The organism is Microbispora cellulosiformans (assembly GCF_008728085.1).
In the GTDB taxonomy this organism is placed as follows: Bacteria; Actinomycetota; Actinomycetes; order Streptosporangiales; family Streptosporangiaceae; genus Microbispora; species Microbispora amethystogenes.
In genome coordinates, this window is sequence record NZ_VYTZ01000008.1 from 361,978 (window position 1) to 378,256 (window position 16,279).

General features: G+C 73.2%; 16 protein-coding genes. 6 read left to right on the top strand and 10 right to left on the bottom strand.

The genetic code is table 11. The features are described 5' to 3' along the window. Positions 1–23 precede the first annotated feature (23 nt). From F5972_RS24265 to F5972_RS24285, 5 genes are read right to left on the bottom strand one after another with little or no spacing between them, the layout of a single operon-like run. Entirely contained in the window at positions 24–728 is a 705-nt protein-coding gene (locus F5972_RS24265) for a hypothetical protein (RefSeq protein WP_150936150.1), read from the bottom strand. After that, positions 725–2,185 carry a hypothetical protein gene (locus F5972_RS24270; RefSeq protein ID WP_150936152.1) on the bottom strand — a complete coding sequence of 487 codons (1,461 nt, stop codon included), beginning with the start codon at positions 2,183–2,185 and terminating at the stop codon, positions 725–727. Before F5972_RS24270 ends, F5972_RS24265 begins: the two co-directional genes overlap by 4 nt. After that, a complete protein-coding gene (locus tag F5972_RS24275; protein ID WP_150936154.1) occupies positions 2,182–3,069 on the bottom strand; it encodes an ATP-binding cassette domain-containing protein in 888 nt (295 codons plus the stop codon). Before F5972_RS24275 ends, F5972_RS24270 begins: the two co-directional genes overlap by 4 nt. Continuing rightward, the gene (locus F5972_RS24280) at positions 3,066–3,875 is read right to left on the bottom strand and encodes a zf-HC2 domain-containing protein (RefSeq protein ID WP_150936157.1); all 810 of its coding nucleotides are present in this window, start codon (positions 3,873–3,875) and stop codon (positions 3,066–3,068) included. The genes F5972_RS24275 and F5972_RS24280 overlap by 4 nt, the downstream gene beginning before the upstream one ends. After that, positions 3,872–4,462 (bottom strand): RNA polymerase sigma factor, encoded by a 591-nt coding sequence (locus tag F5972_RS24285; protein ID WP_150936159.1) that lies wholly within the window; start codon positions 4,460–4,462, stop codon positions 3,872–3,874. The genes F5972_RS24280 and F5972_RS24285 overlap by 4 nt, the downstream gene beginning before the upstream one ends. Positions 4,463–4,595: 133 nt before the next feature. Here F5972_RS24285 and F5972_RS24290 point away from each other — a divergent pair, with 133 nt between their 5' ends. Next, positions 4,596–5,585 (top strand): zinc-binding dehydrogenase, encoded by a 990-nt coding sequence (locus F5972_RS24290; RefSeq protein ID WP_150936161.1) that lies wholly within the window; start codon positions 4,596–4,598, stop codon positions 5,583–5,585. Between the two features lie 51 nt (positions 5,586–5,636). Here the strand turns inward: F5972_RS24290 and F5972_RS24295 are convergent, their stop codons facing one another. The 4 genes from F5972_RS24295 to F5972_RS24305 form a co-directional block, all read right to left on the bottom strand. Next, a complete protein-coding gene (locus F5972_RS24295; RefSeq protein ID WP_150936163.1) occupies positions 5,637–8,513 on the bottom strand; it encodes a hypothetical protein in 2,877 nt (958 codons plus the stop codon). Positions 8,514–8,627: 114 nt separating this feature from the next. Further along, the gene (locus tag F5972_RS24300) at positions 8,628–9,686 is read right to left on the bottom strand and encodes a sulfite oxidase (RefSeq protein ID WP_150936165.1); all 1,059 of its coding nucleotides are present in this window, start codon (positions 9,684–9,686) and stop codon (positions 8,628–8,630) included. A gap of 48 nt (positions 9,687–9,734) precedes the next feature. Further along, positions 9,735–9,896, bottom strand: a complete 162-nt coding sequence (locus F5972_RS37450; protein WP_165900421.1) for a hypothetical protein — start codon at positions 9,894–9,896, stop codon at positions 9,735–9,737. Between the two features lie 92 nt (positions 9,897–9,988). Beyond that, positions 9,989–10,333 carry an ArsR/SmtB family transcription factor gene (locus tag F5972_RS24305; protein ID WP_150936166.1) on the bottom strand — a complete coding sequence of 115 codons (345 nt, stop codon included), beginning with the start codon at positions 10,331–10,333 and terminating at the stop codon, positions 9,989–9,991. A 113-nt stretch (positions 10,334–10,446) separates the two neighbouring features. Here F5972_RS24305 and F5972_RS24310 point away from each other — a divergent pair, with 113 nt between their 5' ends. The 4 genes from F5972_RS24310 to F5972_RS24325 are packed head-to-tail and all read left to right on the top strand — an operon-like array spanning position 10,447 to position 14,015. After that, a complete protein-coding gene (locus tag F5972_RS24310; protein ID WP_150936168.1) occupies positions 10,447–11,544 on the top strand; it encodes an NADH:flavin oxidoreductase/NADH oxidase in 1,098 nt (365 codons plus the stop codon). 54 nt (positions 11,545–11,598) lie between these two features. Continuing rightward, positions 11,599–12,564, top strand: coding sequence for an LLM class F420-dependent oxidoreductase (locus F5972_RS24315; RefSeq protein ID WP_150936170.1), 966 nt, complete (start codon positions 11,599–11,601; stop codon positions 12,562–12,564). A 45-nt stretch (positions 12,565–12,609) separates the two neighbouring features. Next, complete coding sequence (locus tag F5972_RS24320; RefSeq protein ID WP_150936172.1) at positions 12,610–13,419, top strand: SDR family NAD(P)-dependent oxidoreductase; 810 nt, start codon at positions 12,610–12,612, stop codon at positions 13,417–13,419. Continuing rightward, on the top strand, positions 13,383–14,015 hold the full coding sequence (locus tag F5972_RS24325; RefSeq protein ID WP_225311803.1) for a TetR/AcrR family transcriptional regulator: 633 nt from the start codon (positions 13,383–13,385) through the stop codon (positions 14,013–14,015). Before F5972_RS24320 ends, F5972_RS24325 begins: the two co-directional genes overlap by 37 nt. 10 nt (positions 14,016–14,025) lie before the next feature. Here F5972_RS24325 and F5972_RS24330 read toward each other — a convergent pair whose 3' ends face one another. Beyond that, complete coding sequence (locus F5972_RS24330) at positions 14,026–15,003, bottom strand: sulfite exporter TauE/SafE family protein (protein WP_150936302.1); 978 nt, start codon at positions 15,001–15,003, stop codon at positions 14,026–14,028. Between the two features lie 282 nt (positions 15,004–15,285). Between F5972_RS24330 and F5972_RS24335 the strand changes: the two genes are divergently transcribed. Continuing rightward, positions 15,286–16,200, top strand: a complete 915-nt coding sequence (locus F5972_RS24335; protein WP_150936174.1) for an ROK family protein — start codon at positions 15,286–15,288, stop codon at positions 16,198–16,200. Positions 16,201–16,279: the final 79 nt, after the last annotated feature.

A 16,279-nucleotide genomic window follows, 5' to 3' on the forward strand; every position in this document is an offset into this window, starting at 1 on the left:
TAAGCGAAGGTGACTCGCAGCGATCATAGAGCCCGCCCGGGAAAAACCCAACGAATACCGACATCGACTCGGTGAACAAAACCGATCCGCCACCTCGCCGCCGCGTCCCGGTTGGCCAGCGCCAGGCACACCGCCGGCAGGGGGAGCAGGACGAGCCACAGCCGGTGGGCCACCGGCCACTGGGGGTCGTCCTGCAACGGCCACAGCCACAACTCGGCCGTCAGGAAGAGCGTGACCGACAGCAGGGCGAACTGGGCCGCCGCACCCGCGAGAGCCGCCGCGCGGCCGTGCCGGGGACGCAGGCGTACGGCGACCGCCGCGCCGGACAGTCCGGTGAGCACGCAGGTCGCGGCCTCCAGCGCCAGGTCGCCGGCGAGCAGAGGGGCGTTCTGGGGCAGGAACGCGACGATCAGCGCCAGGGTCGTCCCCCAGGCGCCCAGCGCCGCCCCGGCCGCGAGCGCCGTACGCAACCACATCCGCAGCCACCGGGGCACCGGCGCCGAGAGCATGTCGTACGCCATGGGGTCGACGAGCCCGAAACCGGCCGTCGCGCCCAGCACCCCGGCGGACAGCCGCGCCAGGACCACGGCGTCGCAGCTCACCACCGCCCCCCGGGTGAGGGCGGCGAGGACGACCACGGCGGCGGAGGCCAGTGCCGCCCAGGCGAGCGGAGCCCAGCGGACGGCCCGCAGAAGCGGGCGGAGGAGGAGCATCACCATGCGGATCACGAGCAGTCCTTCCGGTCGTCGGTGTCGGGGGTCAGGCCGAGCAGCGGGAGCGCCTGCTCGACCGTGGTCTCGGGGTCGGTGAGCGTCGCCCAGTGGGCCTGGACGCGAGCCCGGGTGTCCGGGCGCTCCATCAGCCGCTCCGCGTAGCGGTACAGCCTTTCGGCGGCGGGCCGCTCGGAGTCCGTCGTCTCGGCCCAGGACGAGGCGGCCGTGCGCACCGGCCCCGCCTGGCCGCCCAGCCACAGGGCCACGAGCGTGCGGGCCTGCCGCCACCCGGCGCATCCGGGCGTGCCCCGGCTGAAGGAGAGGCCGCCGGCGTGGAACAGCGGGTCGCCGACCGGCAGGTGCCAGTAGTCCGGCTCCGGCAGGCCGGTCACCCGGGCCGCCACCTGCCCGGCGAGCCAGGCCCGGGACAGCGGCTCCGTCCCGTTGCGGCCCCAGAGGAAGAACGGGCCGGTGGGATGCGGCCATGTGGGCTTCATCATCGTTCCCCGGCCCTGACCGGCCGAGACGTCGCCGACCCTCTGCCGGATCTCGGGCACCCGGCTCCGCCCGGCGGGCGGGAGCGCGGCGACCACGGGTCGTACGGCCCGGGTCCAGAGGGGGATCCACGGCTCGTAGCCCGGATAGGCGCAGTAGCGCACCTCCTCGACGACCCGGCAGCGCTGCGCCGCGGGAGTCATCCACCGCGCCAGTCTTTCCGCGGGGACCGCGTCGTGCGTGCCGCCGGCCGCGGTGGCCCCCGTGGGCACCGCGACCGCCAGCCCGGCCAGCGCCACGAGCAGACGCCGGGGGCGCGCTCCGTGACGGCTCATCGCCAGCGCGGCGATCAGCGGCACCAGGGCGAGGAGATAGACGAGATGGGCTCCCGACGGCCGTGGGTTGATCTCCACGGGCAGGTCGTGGTGGAGGATCACCGGGAGGAGCCCGGCCCACGAGCCGCCTCCCCGAGACAGCTCCAGAGGCGCCGCGACCGCGAACAGCACGATCGGCCCGGCGGCCGGTCCGGGCAGCCAGCGGCCCGCGGCGACGCCGAGCACGGCGCCGATCGCCGCCCCGGCCGGCCCGGTCAGCGCCTCCCAGGCGTCGAACCGTCCGGCCGGGTGCGCGGGCAGCAGGCTCAGCAGGTGGAGCGCCACCGCCGCGCAGGCCACCAGGGCGGCGACCGCCGGAGCGGCGACCAGCAGCGCCCGGGTCCTGGCCGGAGCCCGGACCGGCAGCGCGGCGATCGTCTCCGGCACGCCGTGCCGCCGTTCGCGGCCGACGGCGAGGTTCGCCGCCAGCGAGGCGCCCGCCCCCACCAGCAGGCTTCCGTACGCGGTGTCGATCGTCACCTCGGGCCACGCGGGCGCCCGCGACCAGGTCTGCCACACGCGCAGCGCGACCATGAGCACCGCGGCCCCCCAGACCAGCGGGCTGCGTAGCAGGCGGCCCGCCTCGAACCTCACCAGACTCATGCCGCCCCCTCCGTACGGCCGACGAGGAGGAGGTAGCCGTCCTCCACGGTCGGATCGGCCGCGACGGCCCCGGCGGGGGCCTCGCCGATCGTGCGGTAGCGCCCGTCGGCCGTACGCCAGAAGAGCGAGCCGGGCCCCGGCCGGTCGTCGCCCAGGCTCACCCGCCCGGTGGCGACGGCGGCGAGCCCGGCGGGGGTGCCGTCGAACAGGATCCGCCCGGCGTCCATCACCAGCACCCGTTCGCACAGCGCCGCGACGTCCTCGGTCTGGTGCGTGGACAGCAGGACCGTACGGTTCTCGCCCAGCCGGGAGACCAGGGCGCGCAGCCGCAGCCGCTGTTCCGGGTCGAGACCGACCGTGGGCTCGTCCAGGACGAGCAGGCCGGGCTCGCGGAGCAGGGCCTGGGCGAGGGCGAGCCGCTGCCGCATGCCACCCGACAGCTTGCGCACCTTCGTGCGGGCCCGGTCGTCGAGGCCGACCTCCGAGAGCACCCGCCACACCTCCCGGTGGCGCTCGCGCCGGTCGGTCATCTCCTTGAGGATCGCGACGTAGTCGAGCGTCTCGAAGGCCGTGAAGTGCGGGTAGAACCCGGGATCCTGGGGGAGATAGCCGAGCCGGCGGCGCACGCCGGAGCGGCCGGAACGCGTCGCCGGATCGAACCCGAGGGCGCGTATCTCCCCCGCGTCGGGTGCCAGCGTCGTGGCCAGGCAGCGCAGCAGGGTCGTCTTGCCCGCGCCGTTCCGGCCGAGCAGGCCCGTCACGCCGGCGCCGAACGTGACGTCCAGGTCGTCGAGCACGAGGGCACGGCCGTACCGCTTGCGCAGGCCGCGCACGGTGACAAGGGGAACGGTGACGAGGGGAACGGTGACGGCGGGATCGGTCATCGGGGCTCCGCGGGGTCGAGGCGATGACGCCTGACGTACAGGGCGAGGGCGAGCAGCGCCGCGACGCCGCCGTAGAGCACCTGCGCGGCGGGCCGGAACGGGAGCGCCCGGTCGTCCGTCGCCAGGCCGACGGCCGTCACGGCCAGCGGCCATCCACCGGCGAGGACCGCGGCGGCGACGGGCAGCGGCACCCGCGTGGCCAGCGCCAGGCAGCCCGTGCTCAGCGCCAGAGCGGGGAGCAGCCAGGCCGCCGTCGCGGCGGGCAGCAGCGGCACGGCCAGTGTGGTCAGCGCGACGGCGGTGAGGAGCACGGCGACGGAGCGCACCAGCAGCAGGGGCGCTCCCGCCATGGGTGTGGCCGCGTACGTCTCGTACGCGGGGTCGGCCCACCGGCCGTAGGCCAGGGCGATCCCCGCCGTGGGCAGCACGGGGGCCAGGGTGAGGAACACCAGGAAGCCCTCGTCCGTGAGGTGCGCCGCCGTCACCGCGAACGCGAGCGCCACCGCGACCGAGGCCGCCCACGCCCGGCTGAGCGCGGGCGTCGCGACGAGCAGCTTGGCCAGGTGCTCGGGGACCCCGGCGCGGCGCAGCGCCCGCTCGGCGGGCGACGGCCGGGGCCGGGCGATCTCGGCGGACACCCCGCGCCACGATGCGGCGAGCCAGGCTTCGTCGGCGGGCACCGCCGTGCGGCACCGGTCGCACCGGACGAGGTGCGCCTCCAGGGACATGACGTTCACGGGGTCGAGCGCGCCCTCCAGATAGCGTTCCAGCAGGCCGGGCGGGATGTGCCAGTCGCCGTCGGTCATGCCAGCTCCTCTCGCAACCGGGCTCTGGCCCGCATGAGCCGGGTCTTCACGGTGCCTTCCGGGATGCCGAGCAGCCGGGAGGCCTCCCGTACGGTCAGGCCGTCGAGGACGGTCGCCTGGATCACGGCGCGAAGCTCAGGGGACAGGCGGGACAGGGCCCCGCCGAGGTCGCCGTGCTCGACGCCGAGCAGCACGGCCTCCTCGGCGGAGGCGACCCGGGCGTCGGTGTCGAGGACGGCGGCGGCGCCGATCCACCGGCCGGCGGGCCGGCGCAGAGCGGACGACAGACGCCGTGCCGCGATCGTCCAGAGCCATCCCGCGGCGTCTTCGCCCTGCGGCGAGTAGCGCCCCGCCGCGCGCCAGACCGCGACGAACGTGTCCTGTATCGCGTCGTCCACGAGGTCGGGATCGGCGCACCGGCGCAGCAGGCGGGCGCGCAGCCACGGCGCGTGCCTGTCGTGGAGCAGTCGCAGGGCCTCCACGCGTTCCGCCGCCACGGCCGCGATCAGGTCGTGGTCGTCGCTGTGCGGACCCACGGGCGGCGGGTGCGGGCGTCTCCAGGGAGGCCAGACGGGGATCGGACGCATGCCCGGTCTATCGCGCGACGCGCGCCGATCGGTTCACCCGCACGACGACCTAGGACCATCGTCCGATGTCGCCGGGGGGCGAAAGCGATCTATAACGGACCTGCTCAGATGTCCGCGGAGGGGAGACAGCCGCATGTACGCGGTCCGACTGCACGCCTTCGGCCCTGCCGGCAACCTCGTCCACGAGGAGGTCGCCGATCCCGAGCCCGGTCCCGGCCAGGTCCGCATCGCCGTACGGGCGGCCGGGGTCCACCTGGTCGACACCGTGCTGCGGGCCGGGAAGTACGGCGGGGGCCCGATCCCGGTGCCCGATCTGCCGACGATTCCCGGCCGCGAGGTCGCCGGGATCGTCGACGCGACCGGGCCGGAGACCGATCCCGCCCTGGTCGGCAGGCGGGTGGTCGCCCACCTCGGCATGGCCCCCGGCGGTTACGCCGAGCTGGCCGTACGGGACGCGGCCGCGATCCACGAGATCCCGGACGGCCTGGGCTTCGGCGAGGCGGTGGCGATGATCGGCACCGGCCGGACCGCCATGGGGATCCTCGACGTGGCGGACATCCGGGCGGACGACGTCGTCCTGGTGACGGCGGCGGCGGGTGGCATCGGCAGCCTGCTCGTCCAGGCGGCGCTGCGGGCCGGGGCCACCGTCGTCGGGCTGGCCGGAGGCGCGGCGAAGACGCACCGGGTGCTCGGCCTGGGCGCCGCTCACGCCGTGGACTACACCGCCCCTGGCTGGCCCGAGAGGGTCCGGGCCGCCCTCGGCGAGCGGGAGGTCACGCTGGCACTGGACGGCGTCGGCGGGGACCTCGGCCGGCAGGCCCTGGAACTGCTCGGCGTCGGCGGCAGGCTCGTGCTGTTCGGCTGGGCCGACGCGGCGGGCGGGCCGACCAGGCTGACCACCGAGGATCTCTACGCGCGCGGCATCACCGCGTCCGTGGCCGTCGGCCCGCGGGTGCTGCGGCGGCCGGGCGGCCTACAGGGCCTGGAGGAGCGGGCGCTCGCCGCCGCCGCGTCGGGCGAGCTGACGCCGCTCGTACAGAGCTTCGCGCTCAAGGACGCCGCCGCCGCGCACACGGCGCTGGAGACCCGTGCCACCATCGGCAAGGTGGTCCTGGTCCCCTGAAAGCGCCGTGCGCTCAAGCGGGAGACGATCAGACGGCGGCCTTCGCCGCGATCATTGGCGGGCCCGATCGAGGAAGTCGCGCAGCCGCGTCGCCTCCTCCGATGTGCCGATCGTGCCGAGCGCGGACCAGAGCCCCCGGGCGAGGGGAGTGCGCCGCCAGGCGGGCAGGACCACCGCGGCGTTGTACAGCGCCGTGAGGACGACGGGGTTCGAACCGACCTCCCCCTGGTTTCGTGTGAACGTCAGCAGTTCGGCGGCGAGATAGCGCTGGGTCTCGATCGTGACGCCGTCGGTCGACTCCGCGAAGAAGTAGGCGAGCAGCGGCATCACGGTGGCCTTGTCCGCGACGACCTGGAGCGCGAAAGCGCAGTACGAGGCCTTGATGTTGTTCAGGTACCGCGTGATCTGCGAATCGCTCTCCTTGGCGACGTCCAGCGCTTTGAGATGCGCGTGCACCGAGTCGATCGTCAGCGGGTCGAGACGGACCCGCGTCGTGCTCGGCTCCGTCGCACCGGGGGGCGTGCTGGTCGCCAGGTGGCCGAACGCGTAGAAGTACTCGACCATCGCAGCTTTCGACTCGTGGCCGGTGTTGATGCGCACGTACTTCCCCGGAACGCCGCCGGCGCTCGGGATCCCGCCGACGTAGGACGTGCGCAGGAACGAGAAGCTGTCGCGCTTGTCGATGAGGGCGAGCCTCTGGAACAGCGCGTCGGCGTCGCCGGTGGGCGTCGTGCGCAGGATCAGGGGGATGCCCTCCACGTACGGCGTGCCCTGCCGGAGGTCCGATTTGTCGATGGGCCAGCAGAACCGGTCCACGAACTCGGCGTTCCCGGCGGAGCTGCGCATCAGCGCCAGCTCGTCGCGGTGTCCATGCTTGAGCATGTGCACCACGAGTTGCGCCTCGTCGTGCCCGGCGAGATCGAGCTCGATGTCCTGCAGCATCGCCTCGGCCCGCGCCAACACGGACTTGGGATTGTCCTTCGCCGACAGCATCGTGAGATCACCGGCAGCCACCTTGCCGGTGCCGAACGAGGCGTACTTCTGGAAGCTCTTGCAAAGGAAGACCTCCAGCGCGCCGGCGGCGACCGCCTCCTTGAGGCCGTCGAGCACGATCTCGATCTGGGTCCTGCCGCCGGTTTCCGGGGCGATCTCGATGGTGGTGTCGAGGATCAGCGCGAACGGCGTGTCGCCCCTCTTGTGCGTCCGCACGCTCCGCAGCACGTCCTCCACAAGTGCGGCCGGGGATGGCGCGAAGGCGGGCGTGCTCGGGTTCAGCGCCGCCACCAGGACGTCCTTGCGCGGCGTCGCCCTCTCACCCTTCTTGAGCCGGTCGAGCAGCTCCCCGGTCTCGTAGTAGTCGATCATCTCGGTCGACCGCGTGACCTCCTCGTGGCCCCGCGACGACAACGCGATGTAGAGCGCGGTGGCGATGGCGTCCATGCCGCTCGTCATGAGCTGGCTCTCGACCTCGATCTCATCGTCGAACTTCGCCGCGATGCTCGGCGCCCGCTTCCGCAGGATCGCCCGCATCGTGTTCCGGTAGTCGGTCCCGTGGTAGTACTTGGCCACGGCGACGACAATGGCGATCTCGTCCATGACCAGGTCGGCGGCGCGCATCGCCACCGTGGGGTTGATCTCGTTCGCCACGACGATGTCGATGAGCTGACTCAGCGAGCGCAGGGCGTTGGCGGTCAGCGCGTCGTAGCGGTCGGGGCCGAGCTTGTCGGTGAGGCCCAGCACAAGATGCTCGACCATCGCGCACACCGGCGCGATCTCCCTCGTCGCCCGCGCGATCTCCTGCAGCAGGGAGAACCGGCCGGAGGTGATGAGTTGCACGAGGTCGGCGTGTGTGTCGACCGTGAAGTCCGGCTCGGGCGACGTCTTCTCCCTGTCCATGAGCTCGTAGAGCTGGTAGGCGGAGGGAGTCGCGCCGAGCTCGTACAGGAGTTTGTCCCACCCGACTCCGCTGTGCTTGCCGGCGCCGCTCAGCACGCTGATGCCCGAGGTCCCGACGAGCGGTTTGACCGAGAGATCGGCCCACACCTTCGGGGGCAGCACCATCTGGAGCCTGTGCAGCACGCGCGGGCTGTTGACCAGGATGTCGCCCGGGCCGAACGTCAGGCTGACCTGCAGCTTCTTCACGAAGCCGGTCACCTTCTCGCGGAAGTTCGTGCGCCAGTAGGAGGCCACGAGATCGTTCTGCGCCGACAGGCCGGCGGGTGCGTCGCGCTGGCTCGGCGCGGCGCGGAAGCCGATCTGCTCGACGATGTGCTCCTGCGTCGTTCCCTTCACCGGCACCTTCTTGCCGATCTCGCCGCGGCGATCCTTCGAGTACGCGAACCTGCCGCCGGAGATGGTGTTGACGAGCTTCAGCGCCTCCCGCAGGTGACCCATCGAAGAGGCGTCGCGTACGTCGTCGACGCGCTGCGCGAGCTTGACCAGGTCGACGGTGACCTTGCCCGGACCCGTGCCCCCGGGGGCGAGGTCGAGCGCGTCGAGCGTCTGCCAGTCGCGGCCCTTCTCGGTCTTCTCGGGCAGCTTCTTGGGCTTCTCCGGCGGCAGGAGATCGAGGGTGTAGACCAGGTCGTCACCGTGCGGGTCGTCGTGCTGCGGCACCGGCTGTTCCTTCGGCGCCTCACCCACCAGATGGGCGAGCCGGACCGCGGCGGTCGCTTTCATGAACGCGAAGGCGACGTCGCCCGTGAGCTGCGCGGCGATCAGGCGGGACATCGTGCTGCGCTCGTTCACCGGGCGCTGGGCCAGTGTCTTGGCCATGAGCCGTAACGACCCGAGCACCGTGGGGTTCGTCTCCTCGCCCAGCTCCTTGGCCACAGCCTTGGCGGTGGTCTCGCCGGGCTTGGCGACGAACGCCTGCCAGGTCTTCGGTAATGCCGCCTCCGTGGACGACTCGCTCGACATGCTCGACATGGTTCCTCCAGGAGCTCATGCATGCGGACGTACGTATGACTGAGGCGGCGTCGCCCATGCTTGACCCTGGAACGGTCCACGTCAATGGTCCGGGCTCCCTGTTTCGAAATCGGCTCAGGCCACGAGAACGGGGTGGGGGAGCACCGAGTTGTGGCAGTAGCCGAGAGCGTTCCAGGGGGTGGCGTCCGGCTGGGAGCGGCCGTGCTCGTCGGTGGCGCGCACGCGCACCACGTGTGCCCCGGGGGCGGGGTCCCAGGCGAAGCGCCAACGGGTCCAGACGCCGGGGAGGTCCGGCCCGTCGAGTGCGGCCGGCCTCCAGGGGCCGTCGTCGATCCGGTAGTCGACCGCCGCCACCCGGTCCTCGCCGGCGTACGCCCGGCCGCGGACCAGGCGCGGGCCGGGCCCCAGCCGGGCCGGCCAGGGCAGTTCGACCAGGCTCGCGACGGGAGTGGAGGTGATGGGCAGGGCGGTCTCGCCGGGTGTCACGAGCACGTAGTCGTCGGTGTTCCACGGCACGCGCAGCGGCCGGTCGGAGACCTCGATCCGGCCCACCCACTTGATCGCGGCGGCGCCGAGCCAGCCCGAGACCACCACGCGGGCAGGGAAGCCGTGGTCCGGCGGCAGGATCTCGCCGTTCATGGCGAGCGCGAGCAGGGTGTCGGGAGCGAGGGCCTTGGCGAGGGGCATCGGGCGGCGTGCGCGGCCCTCGTCGAGCCCTTCGGGCATGACCTCGACGGCGGCGCCGGTGAGCCCGGCGGGTTCGAGCAGGTCGCGCAGCGGGACGCCGGTCCACTCGGCGGTACCGATCGCGCCGCGGCCCCACTGGACCCCGTCGAAGCGGAGCCCGCACTCGGCGGCGAACAGGGCGCGCCGGTTGCCGGCGCACTCCAGCGTACGGACGACCGACACGAGCGGGAACCGGTGCCACAGGTCGTCGTAGGTGTAGTCGACGGCTCGCCGGACGCCGGCGCCCTCGACGCGCAGCGTCCAGGCGCGGGGGTCGAGACGGGGGGTCGGCGCGTGGTTGCGGACGAAGAACCGGTCGCACGGGGTGAGCAGGCCGGGCAGCCGGTCGGGCCGGGTGCCGTAGTCGAGGCCGGTGCCCGCGTCCTCCATCAGGGCGAGGGGAGTCGGTTTCACCACCGCCGTGCCCGGGACGTCGCGCACCCGCATCCACGCCTCCTCACACACTGTCGGCGCCCAGGCGTCAGCCCATATCGCTCAGCCCAGGTCGCCCGCCCGCCGGGCCTGGCGCTCGGCCCAGGACGCGAGGCGCGACCAGCGCCGGGCCGCGGCCATGCGGCTCGCGACGCGGGCGTGGTCCGCCGCGCGGTGCAGTTCGGTGACCCTCTCGGTGGCCAGGGAGTAGTCGTAGAACATCATTGCCGCCCCATCGCCGTTGTAACTGTCTTTATTTTCTTAGGCAGTTACAAAGGTAACGTAAAGCCAGTAACTGGTCAAGGCGGATTGGACGGTTACGCGCGCCGGACGCACCGCGTCTCGTACGCGCGCAGCACGGCCTCCAGCAGGCCGGGGAAGAGGGTGTCGAGGTCCTCCCGGCGCAGGCAGCTCATCTTGGCGGTGCCCCGGTAGACCTGCCTGATCACCCCCGCCTCGCGCAGCACCCGGAAGTGGTGGGTGCTGGTCGACTTGCTGACGGCGAGGTCGATCGCCGAGCAGGACGCCTCGTCTCCGTGCGCGAGGTAGTGCACCACCTGCAGGCGGGCGGGGTCGGAGAGGGCGTGCAGCACGTCTTCGAGCCGGATCTCGGCTAGGTCCGGATGGTCGAGTGTCCGGGGTTGAGGGGTGGCGGACGACATCGGTGGCTCCCTTCGTGAACCCCTCATTGTACGAAGACCTTCGTAGTTTGACAGATGGCGTACTACGACGGATATCGTACTAGCATCCCGACGACGACGAGAGGAGCGCGGCCGTGAGCGCGTTGTTCGAGCCCCTGGCCCTGCGGAACCTGACCATCCCCAACCGTGCCTGGATGTCGCCCATGTGCCAGTACTCCGCGGCGGTGGAGGGCCCGGAGCAGGGCGTGCCCACCGACTGGCATCTCACCCACCTCGGGTCGAGGGCGGTGGGCGGGGCCGGCCTGGTCATGACCGAGGCCACCGCTGTGTCGCCCGAGGGCCGGATCAGCCCCGCCGACCTGGGCCTGTGGAACGAGCGCCAGCAGGAGGCGTTCGGCCGGATCACCCGGTTCCTGACCGAGCACGGCGCGGTGCCCGGCGTCCAGCTCGCCCACGCCGGCCGCAAGGCGTCGACGGACCGCACGTGGCGCGGCGGCGGGCCGGTCGGCCCGGAGGAGCACGGCTGGCAGCCGGTCGCGCCGAGCGCGATCCCGTTCGACGAGGGCCACCCGGTGCCCCACGAGCTGGGCGAGGAGGACATCCGGCGGCTCGTCGGCGACTTCGCGGCGGCGGCGCGCCGGGCGCTCGCGGCGGGCTTCAAGGTCGCGGAGGTCCACGGCGCCCACGGCTACCTGATCCACCAGTTCCTGTCGCCGTTCTCCAACCACCGCACCGACGCGTACGGCGGCTCCTTCGAGAACCGCGCCCGCCTCGCCCTGGAGGTGGTCGACGCGGTGCGCGCGGAGTGGCCCGAGGAGCTCCCGGTGTTCTTCCGCGTCTCGGCGACCGACTGGCTCAGCGAGAACCCCGAGGACCCCCGCGAGGGCTGGACGGCGGACGACACCGTGCGGCTGGCCAAGGAACTGCTCTCCCACGGCGTCGACCTGCTGGACGTGTCGTCCGGCGGCAACGCGCCGCGGGCGCGCATCGCGACCGGCCCCGGCTACCAGGTGCCGTTCGCGGCCCGGGTGCGGGCCGAGACCGACCTGCGCGCCTCGACCGTCGGGCTCGTCACCGAGCCGCGCCAGGCGGAGGAGATCGTGGCGTCCGGGCAGGCCGACGCGGTGATGCTCGGCCGCGCGCTGCTGCGCGACCCCTATTGGCCGAACCGCGCGGCCCGGGAGCTGGGCGCCGCCGGCCACTGGCCCGACCAGTACCACCGCGCCGTCTGACCGGCCCTCTGAGCGGCTCGTCTGACCTGGGCGGACCTGGGTAGGGGTCGCGGTATGGCAGAGATCGGTTTCACCCTCATGTGCGAGCAGAGCCCGGCGAAGGAGCTGGTGGAGGACGCGGTCACGGCCGAGCGGGCCGGTTTCGACTACGCCGTCATCTCCGACCACTACTTCCCCTGGCTGGACGAGATGGGGCACTCCCCGTACGCCTGGTCCGTGCTCGGCGCGGTGGCGCAGGCCACCGAACGGCTGCCGCTGATGACCTACGTCACCTGCCCGATCATGCGCTACCACCCCGCGGTGGTGGCGCAGAAGGCGGCCACCGTGGGAGTGCTCAGCGACGGGCGGTTCACGCTCGGGCTCGGGGCGGGCGAGAACCTGAACGAGCACGTCGTGGGGCACGGGTGGCCGCCGGTCAACACCCGGCACGAGATGTTCCGCGAGGCCATCGAGGTCATCAGGGAGCTCTTCCAGGGCGGCTACCGCAACTACCGGGGCGAGTACTTCGACATCGACTCCGCCCGGGTCTTCGATCTTCCGGAGCGCCCGGTGCCGATCGCGGTCGCGGCGTCCGGCGGGCAGTCGGCGGACATCGCGGCCGAGCTCGGCGACGGCCTCATCGCGACCGACCCGGACGGCTCGCTGGTGGAGAAGTTCGCCGCGTCGGGCGGCGAGGGCAAGCCGGTGTACGGCCAGCTCGCCGTCTGCTACGACCCCGACAAGGACGCCGCCGTCGAGCGGGCGCACCGGATGTGGCGCTGGGCGGTGACGGGGTGGAAGGTCATGTCCGAGCTGCCCGCCCCGGTGAACTTCGCCGCCGCGACCGAGACCGTACGGCCGGAGGACGTTGCGGAGAAGGTGCCCTGCGGCGCCGACGTGGACGCCGTGGTCGAGGCGGTGCGGCAGTACACCGAGGCCGGGTTCACCCACCTCGCGCTCGTCCAGGTCGGCCGGGAGCGCCAGCGGGAGTTCTTCGAGTGGTCGGAGAAGGAACTGCTGCCCGCGCTGCGGTCACTCTGAATTAGAGAGTTGCTCTAGAGAGTTTCTCTAATTAGAGTCGCTCGCATGACGCGTACGGCAGTGGTCACCGGGGGTTCCCGGGGCATCGGGCAGGCGGTCGCGGCCCGCCTCGCGGGCGAGGGGTACCGGGTCGTGATCGTCGCCCGGGATCCCGTACGGGGAGAGGCGGCGCGGGCGGCCCTGCCAGGTGACGCCCTGCTGGTCGTCGCCGACCTGGGCGAGACCGCGTCGGTGCGGGAGGCGGCCCGCGCCGTGCTGGACGCCTGCCCGCGCCTCGACGTGCTGGTGCACAACGCGGGCGTCTGGCCGGCCCGCCGCGAGATCACCGCGGACGGTGTGGAGCGCGCGTTCGCGGTCAACCACCTCGCGCCGTTCCTGCTCAACCACCTGCTGGAGGAGCGGCTGCGCGAGAGCGGCACGCGGGTGGTCCAGGTCAGCGCGGGCCTGTACGTCAAGGGCCGGTCCGATCCCGGCCGCACCGCGACCGGCCTGGACTTCCACCCCATCCGCACGTACGCGGACACCAAGCTGTGCAACCTCATGACGGTGCCGCTGTTCGCCCGGCGGTGGCAGGATGCCGGGGTGACGATCGACGCGGTCCACCCGGGCGTGATCCGGACCGGCCTCGGGGCCAGGGGCGGCCCGCTCGGGCTGGTGCTCAAGGCGGTCAAGCGCACCTGGGACACCCCGGAGGCCGGCGCGCGGCCCGTCGTGCGCCTCGCCCTCGACGCCTCCGGCGGCACCGGCCGCTACTTCGAGATCGACGAGGAGACCCCGCTCGCCCCCGTCGCGCGGGACGCCGCGGTCGCGGAGACGCTGTGGAGGCAGGCCGCGGCCCTGACCGGGACGGCGTGACCCGGCAGCGGCGCGGCGAGGAGACGGCGCGGCGGCTGCTCGACACCGCGCTCGCGGTGTACGCCGACGAAGGCCCGCAGGGCTTCACGATGCGGGCGGTCACCGACCGTGGCGGGATCAGCGTCGGCAGCCTCTATCACCACTTCGGCAGCTTCCCCGGCCTCGCGACCGCGCTCTACTCCGCGTGCCTGGCCGACCTGCTCGACGCGCTGGTCGAGGCCGTGGAGGGCGTGGACGACCCCCGCGCGGGGGTGCGCGCGATCGTCGTCGCCTACCTCGGCTTCGTACGGGAGCACCCGGCCAAGGCGAGGTTCGTCCACGCCTCGCCGTACCTCGGGCACGTGGAGACCGGGGCGGCGGCCGTCGCGAAGACGCCGCGCATGGACGCGCTGGTGGCGTGGCTGCGCCCGCACGTCGCGTCGGGGGCGATCGCCGACCTGCCCGTGCCGGTGATCGAGATGCTGCTGATCGGCCCGGTGGCCGAGGTCACGCGGCGGTGGATCGCCGGCGCGCCGGAGGCGGACCTCGACGAGGCCGCCCGGCTGCTGCCCGAGCCCGTCTGGCAGTCCCTGCGCCGCCACCCGCCCGTGCCCTGAGCAGCGGTTCCTACTGGGCGGCGACCCGGTCGGGATCCCTGCCAGTGTCACTGCCGGAGGAGTCCGCCGTACGGGTCCAGGGCAGCGGAGGCAGGCCGCAGCGCACCCGCAGCACCATCCAGAAGGCCGGGGCGAGCAGCAGCACGGCGAGCAGCGCCCAGACGGTCTGCGCGTTGCCGACGCCGAACATCTTCAGCGCCGAGGCGAGCAGCACGAAGGCCAGGGCGCGGCGGATCAGGCCGCCGGGGGCGCGGGAGGAGATCCGCGAGCCGAGGTAGACCCCCGGGATCGAGCCCGCCAGCAGCGCGACCGTGACCGACAGCGTGAACTCGCCGAAGAGCAGGTGGCCGAGCGCGGCCGACATGACCAGAGGCACGGCCTGGACCAGGTCGGTCCCGACGAGCTGGTTGGCCTTCAGCGCGGGGTAGAGCGCCAGCAGGGCCACGATGATCAGCGATCCCGAGCCGACGGAGGTGATGCCGACGACGAGCCCGCCGACGGCCCCGACCAGCGCGGTCGGCACCGGCCGTACGGCGACCGACGGCATCTCGGTCGCGGCCGGCTCGCCGGGGGCGGCGGTGCGGCGGCCGGTCTCGGGGGTGCGGCCCTCGGCGCGGTCGCGCATCGCGAGGTAGCCGCGGACGGCCAGGCCCGCCGCGGCGATGAGCAGCGCGATGCCGAGACCCTTCTGGATCACGCTCTGCACGCCCTCGCCGGTGCCGAGGGCGCGGGCGATGAGCACGCCGCAGAACGCGGCCGGGACCGAGCCCGCGCACAGCCAGGCGACGAGCCTCAGGTTGACCGTGCCCCGGCGCAGGTGCACGAAGCTGCCCACCGGCTTCATGACGGCGGCGGCGACGAGGTCGCTGGAGACGGCGGCGAGGGGCGGCACGCCGAAGAACGTCACGAGCATGGGCGTCATGAGGGCGCCCCCGCCCATCCCCGTCAGGCCGACGACGACGGCGACCAGGAAGGAGCCGATCGCCATGGTGTAGTCGAAATGCACCTACGAACCCTACCAAATCGATCGGAATTATGGAAAGGCTTCGTTCCCTTCTGCTCGCCCGGCCGGGTCCTCTCGCGGCCCTTCCCGCCCCCGCCCCGCGGATGTCGGCGGGGTCGAACATTTACCGCTGAACCGGTTCGCCGGAGGTCCCCCGGACACCGGTGACGGAGCGTTGACGCGACAGTCGTCAAGCGACTACCGTTGCGGGGCCTTATCCGGTTAAGTGGCGGGAGTGGCCGTGGTGGAGAGTCCGGGGACGCGGCGATGACCGTGCTCGCGGTGGACATCGGCGGCACGAAGTTCGCCGCCGCGGCGGTCGCGCCCGACGGGGAGATGCTGGCCCGGGCCGAGGTGCCGCTGCGCGGCCCCGAGTCGGCCGGCCGGACGCTGTCGGAGGTCGTGCGCCGGATCACCGAGCGGGTGGCGCCCGGCCGCCTCGACGGGATCGGGATCGGCTCCGCCGGGCCGCTCGACCCCCGGCGCGGCACGGTCAGCCCGGTGAACATCCCCGCCTGGCGTGACTTCCCGCTGGTCGACGCGCTCGGCGAGACACTGCCCGGCCGTCCCGTACGGCTCGCGGGCGACGCCCAGTGCATGGCGCTCGGCGAGTGGTGGCGGGGTCTCACCGGAGATCCGGCCGGGCGGAGCCGGGCGATGCTCGGCATGGTCGTGTCCACCGGTGTGGGCGGCGGGTTCGTGCTGGACGGCGTGCCGTACGTCGGCCCGACCGGCAACGCCGGCCACATCGGTCACATCACCGTCGATCCCGGCGGCGACCCGTGCCCCTGCGGCGGCGTGGGATGCGTCGAGACCGTCGCCAGCGGGCCCGGCATGGTCCGCTGGGCCGCCGCGAACGGCTGGACCGGCGCGGACGCCCGCGCCCTGGCCGCCGACGCCCGCGCGGGTCATCCCACCGCCGTCCACGCCTTCCGGCGGGCGGCGGGCGCGCTGGCCACCGCGGTCCTCACGGCGTCCGCCCTGTTCGACCTCGATCACGTCGTCATCGGAGGGGGCGTGGCCGCGGCGGGGCCGATCCTGTTCGACCCGCTCAGGCAGGCGATCGAGCGGAACACGGGGCTCGGCTTCCTGCGCCGCCTGCGGGTGGACCCGACCTCGCTGGGCCGCGACGCCGGGCTGTTCGGCGCCGCCGCCCTGGTCCTGCTCCAGGACAGCCTCTAGCCCGGGGATCGAGCCGTCGTGGCCGAAGGTAGTCTGGCAAAGACGACGATCCGAGGACCGAGGCCATTGAAGAGAACGC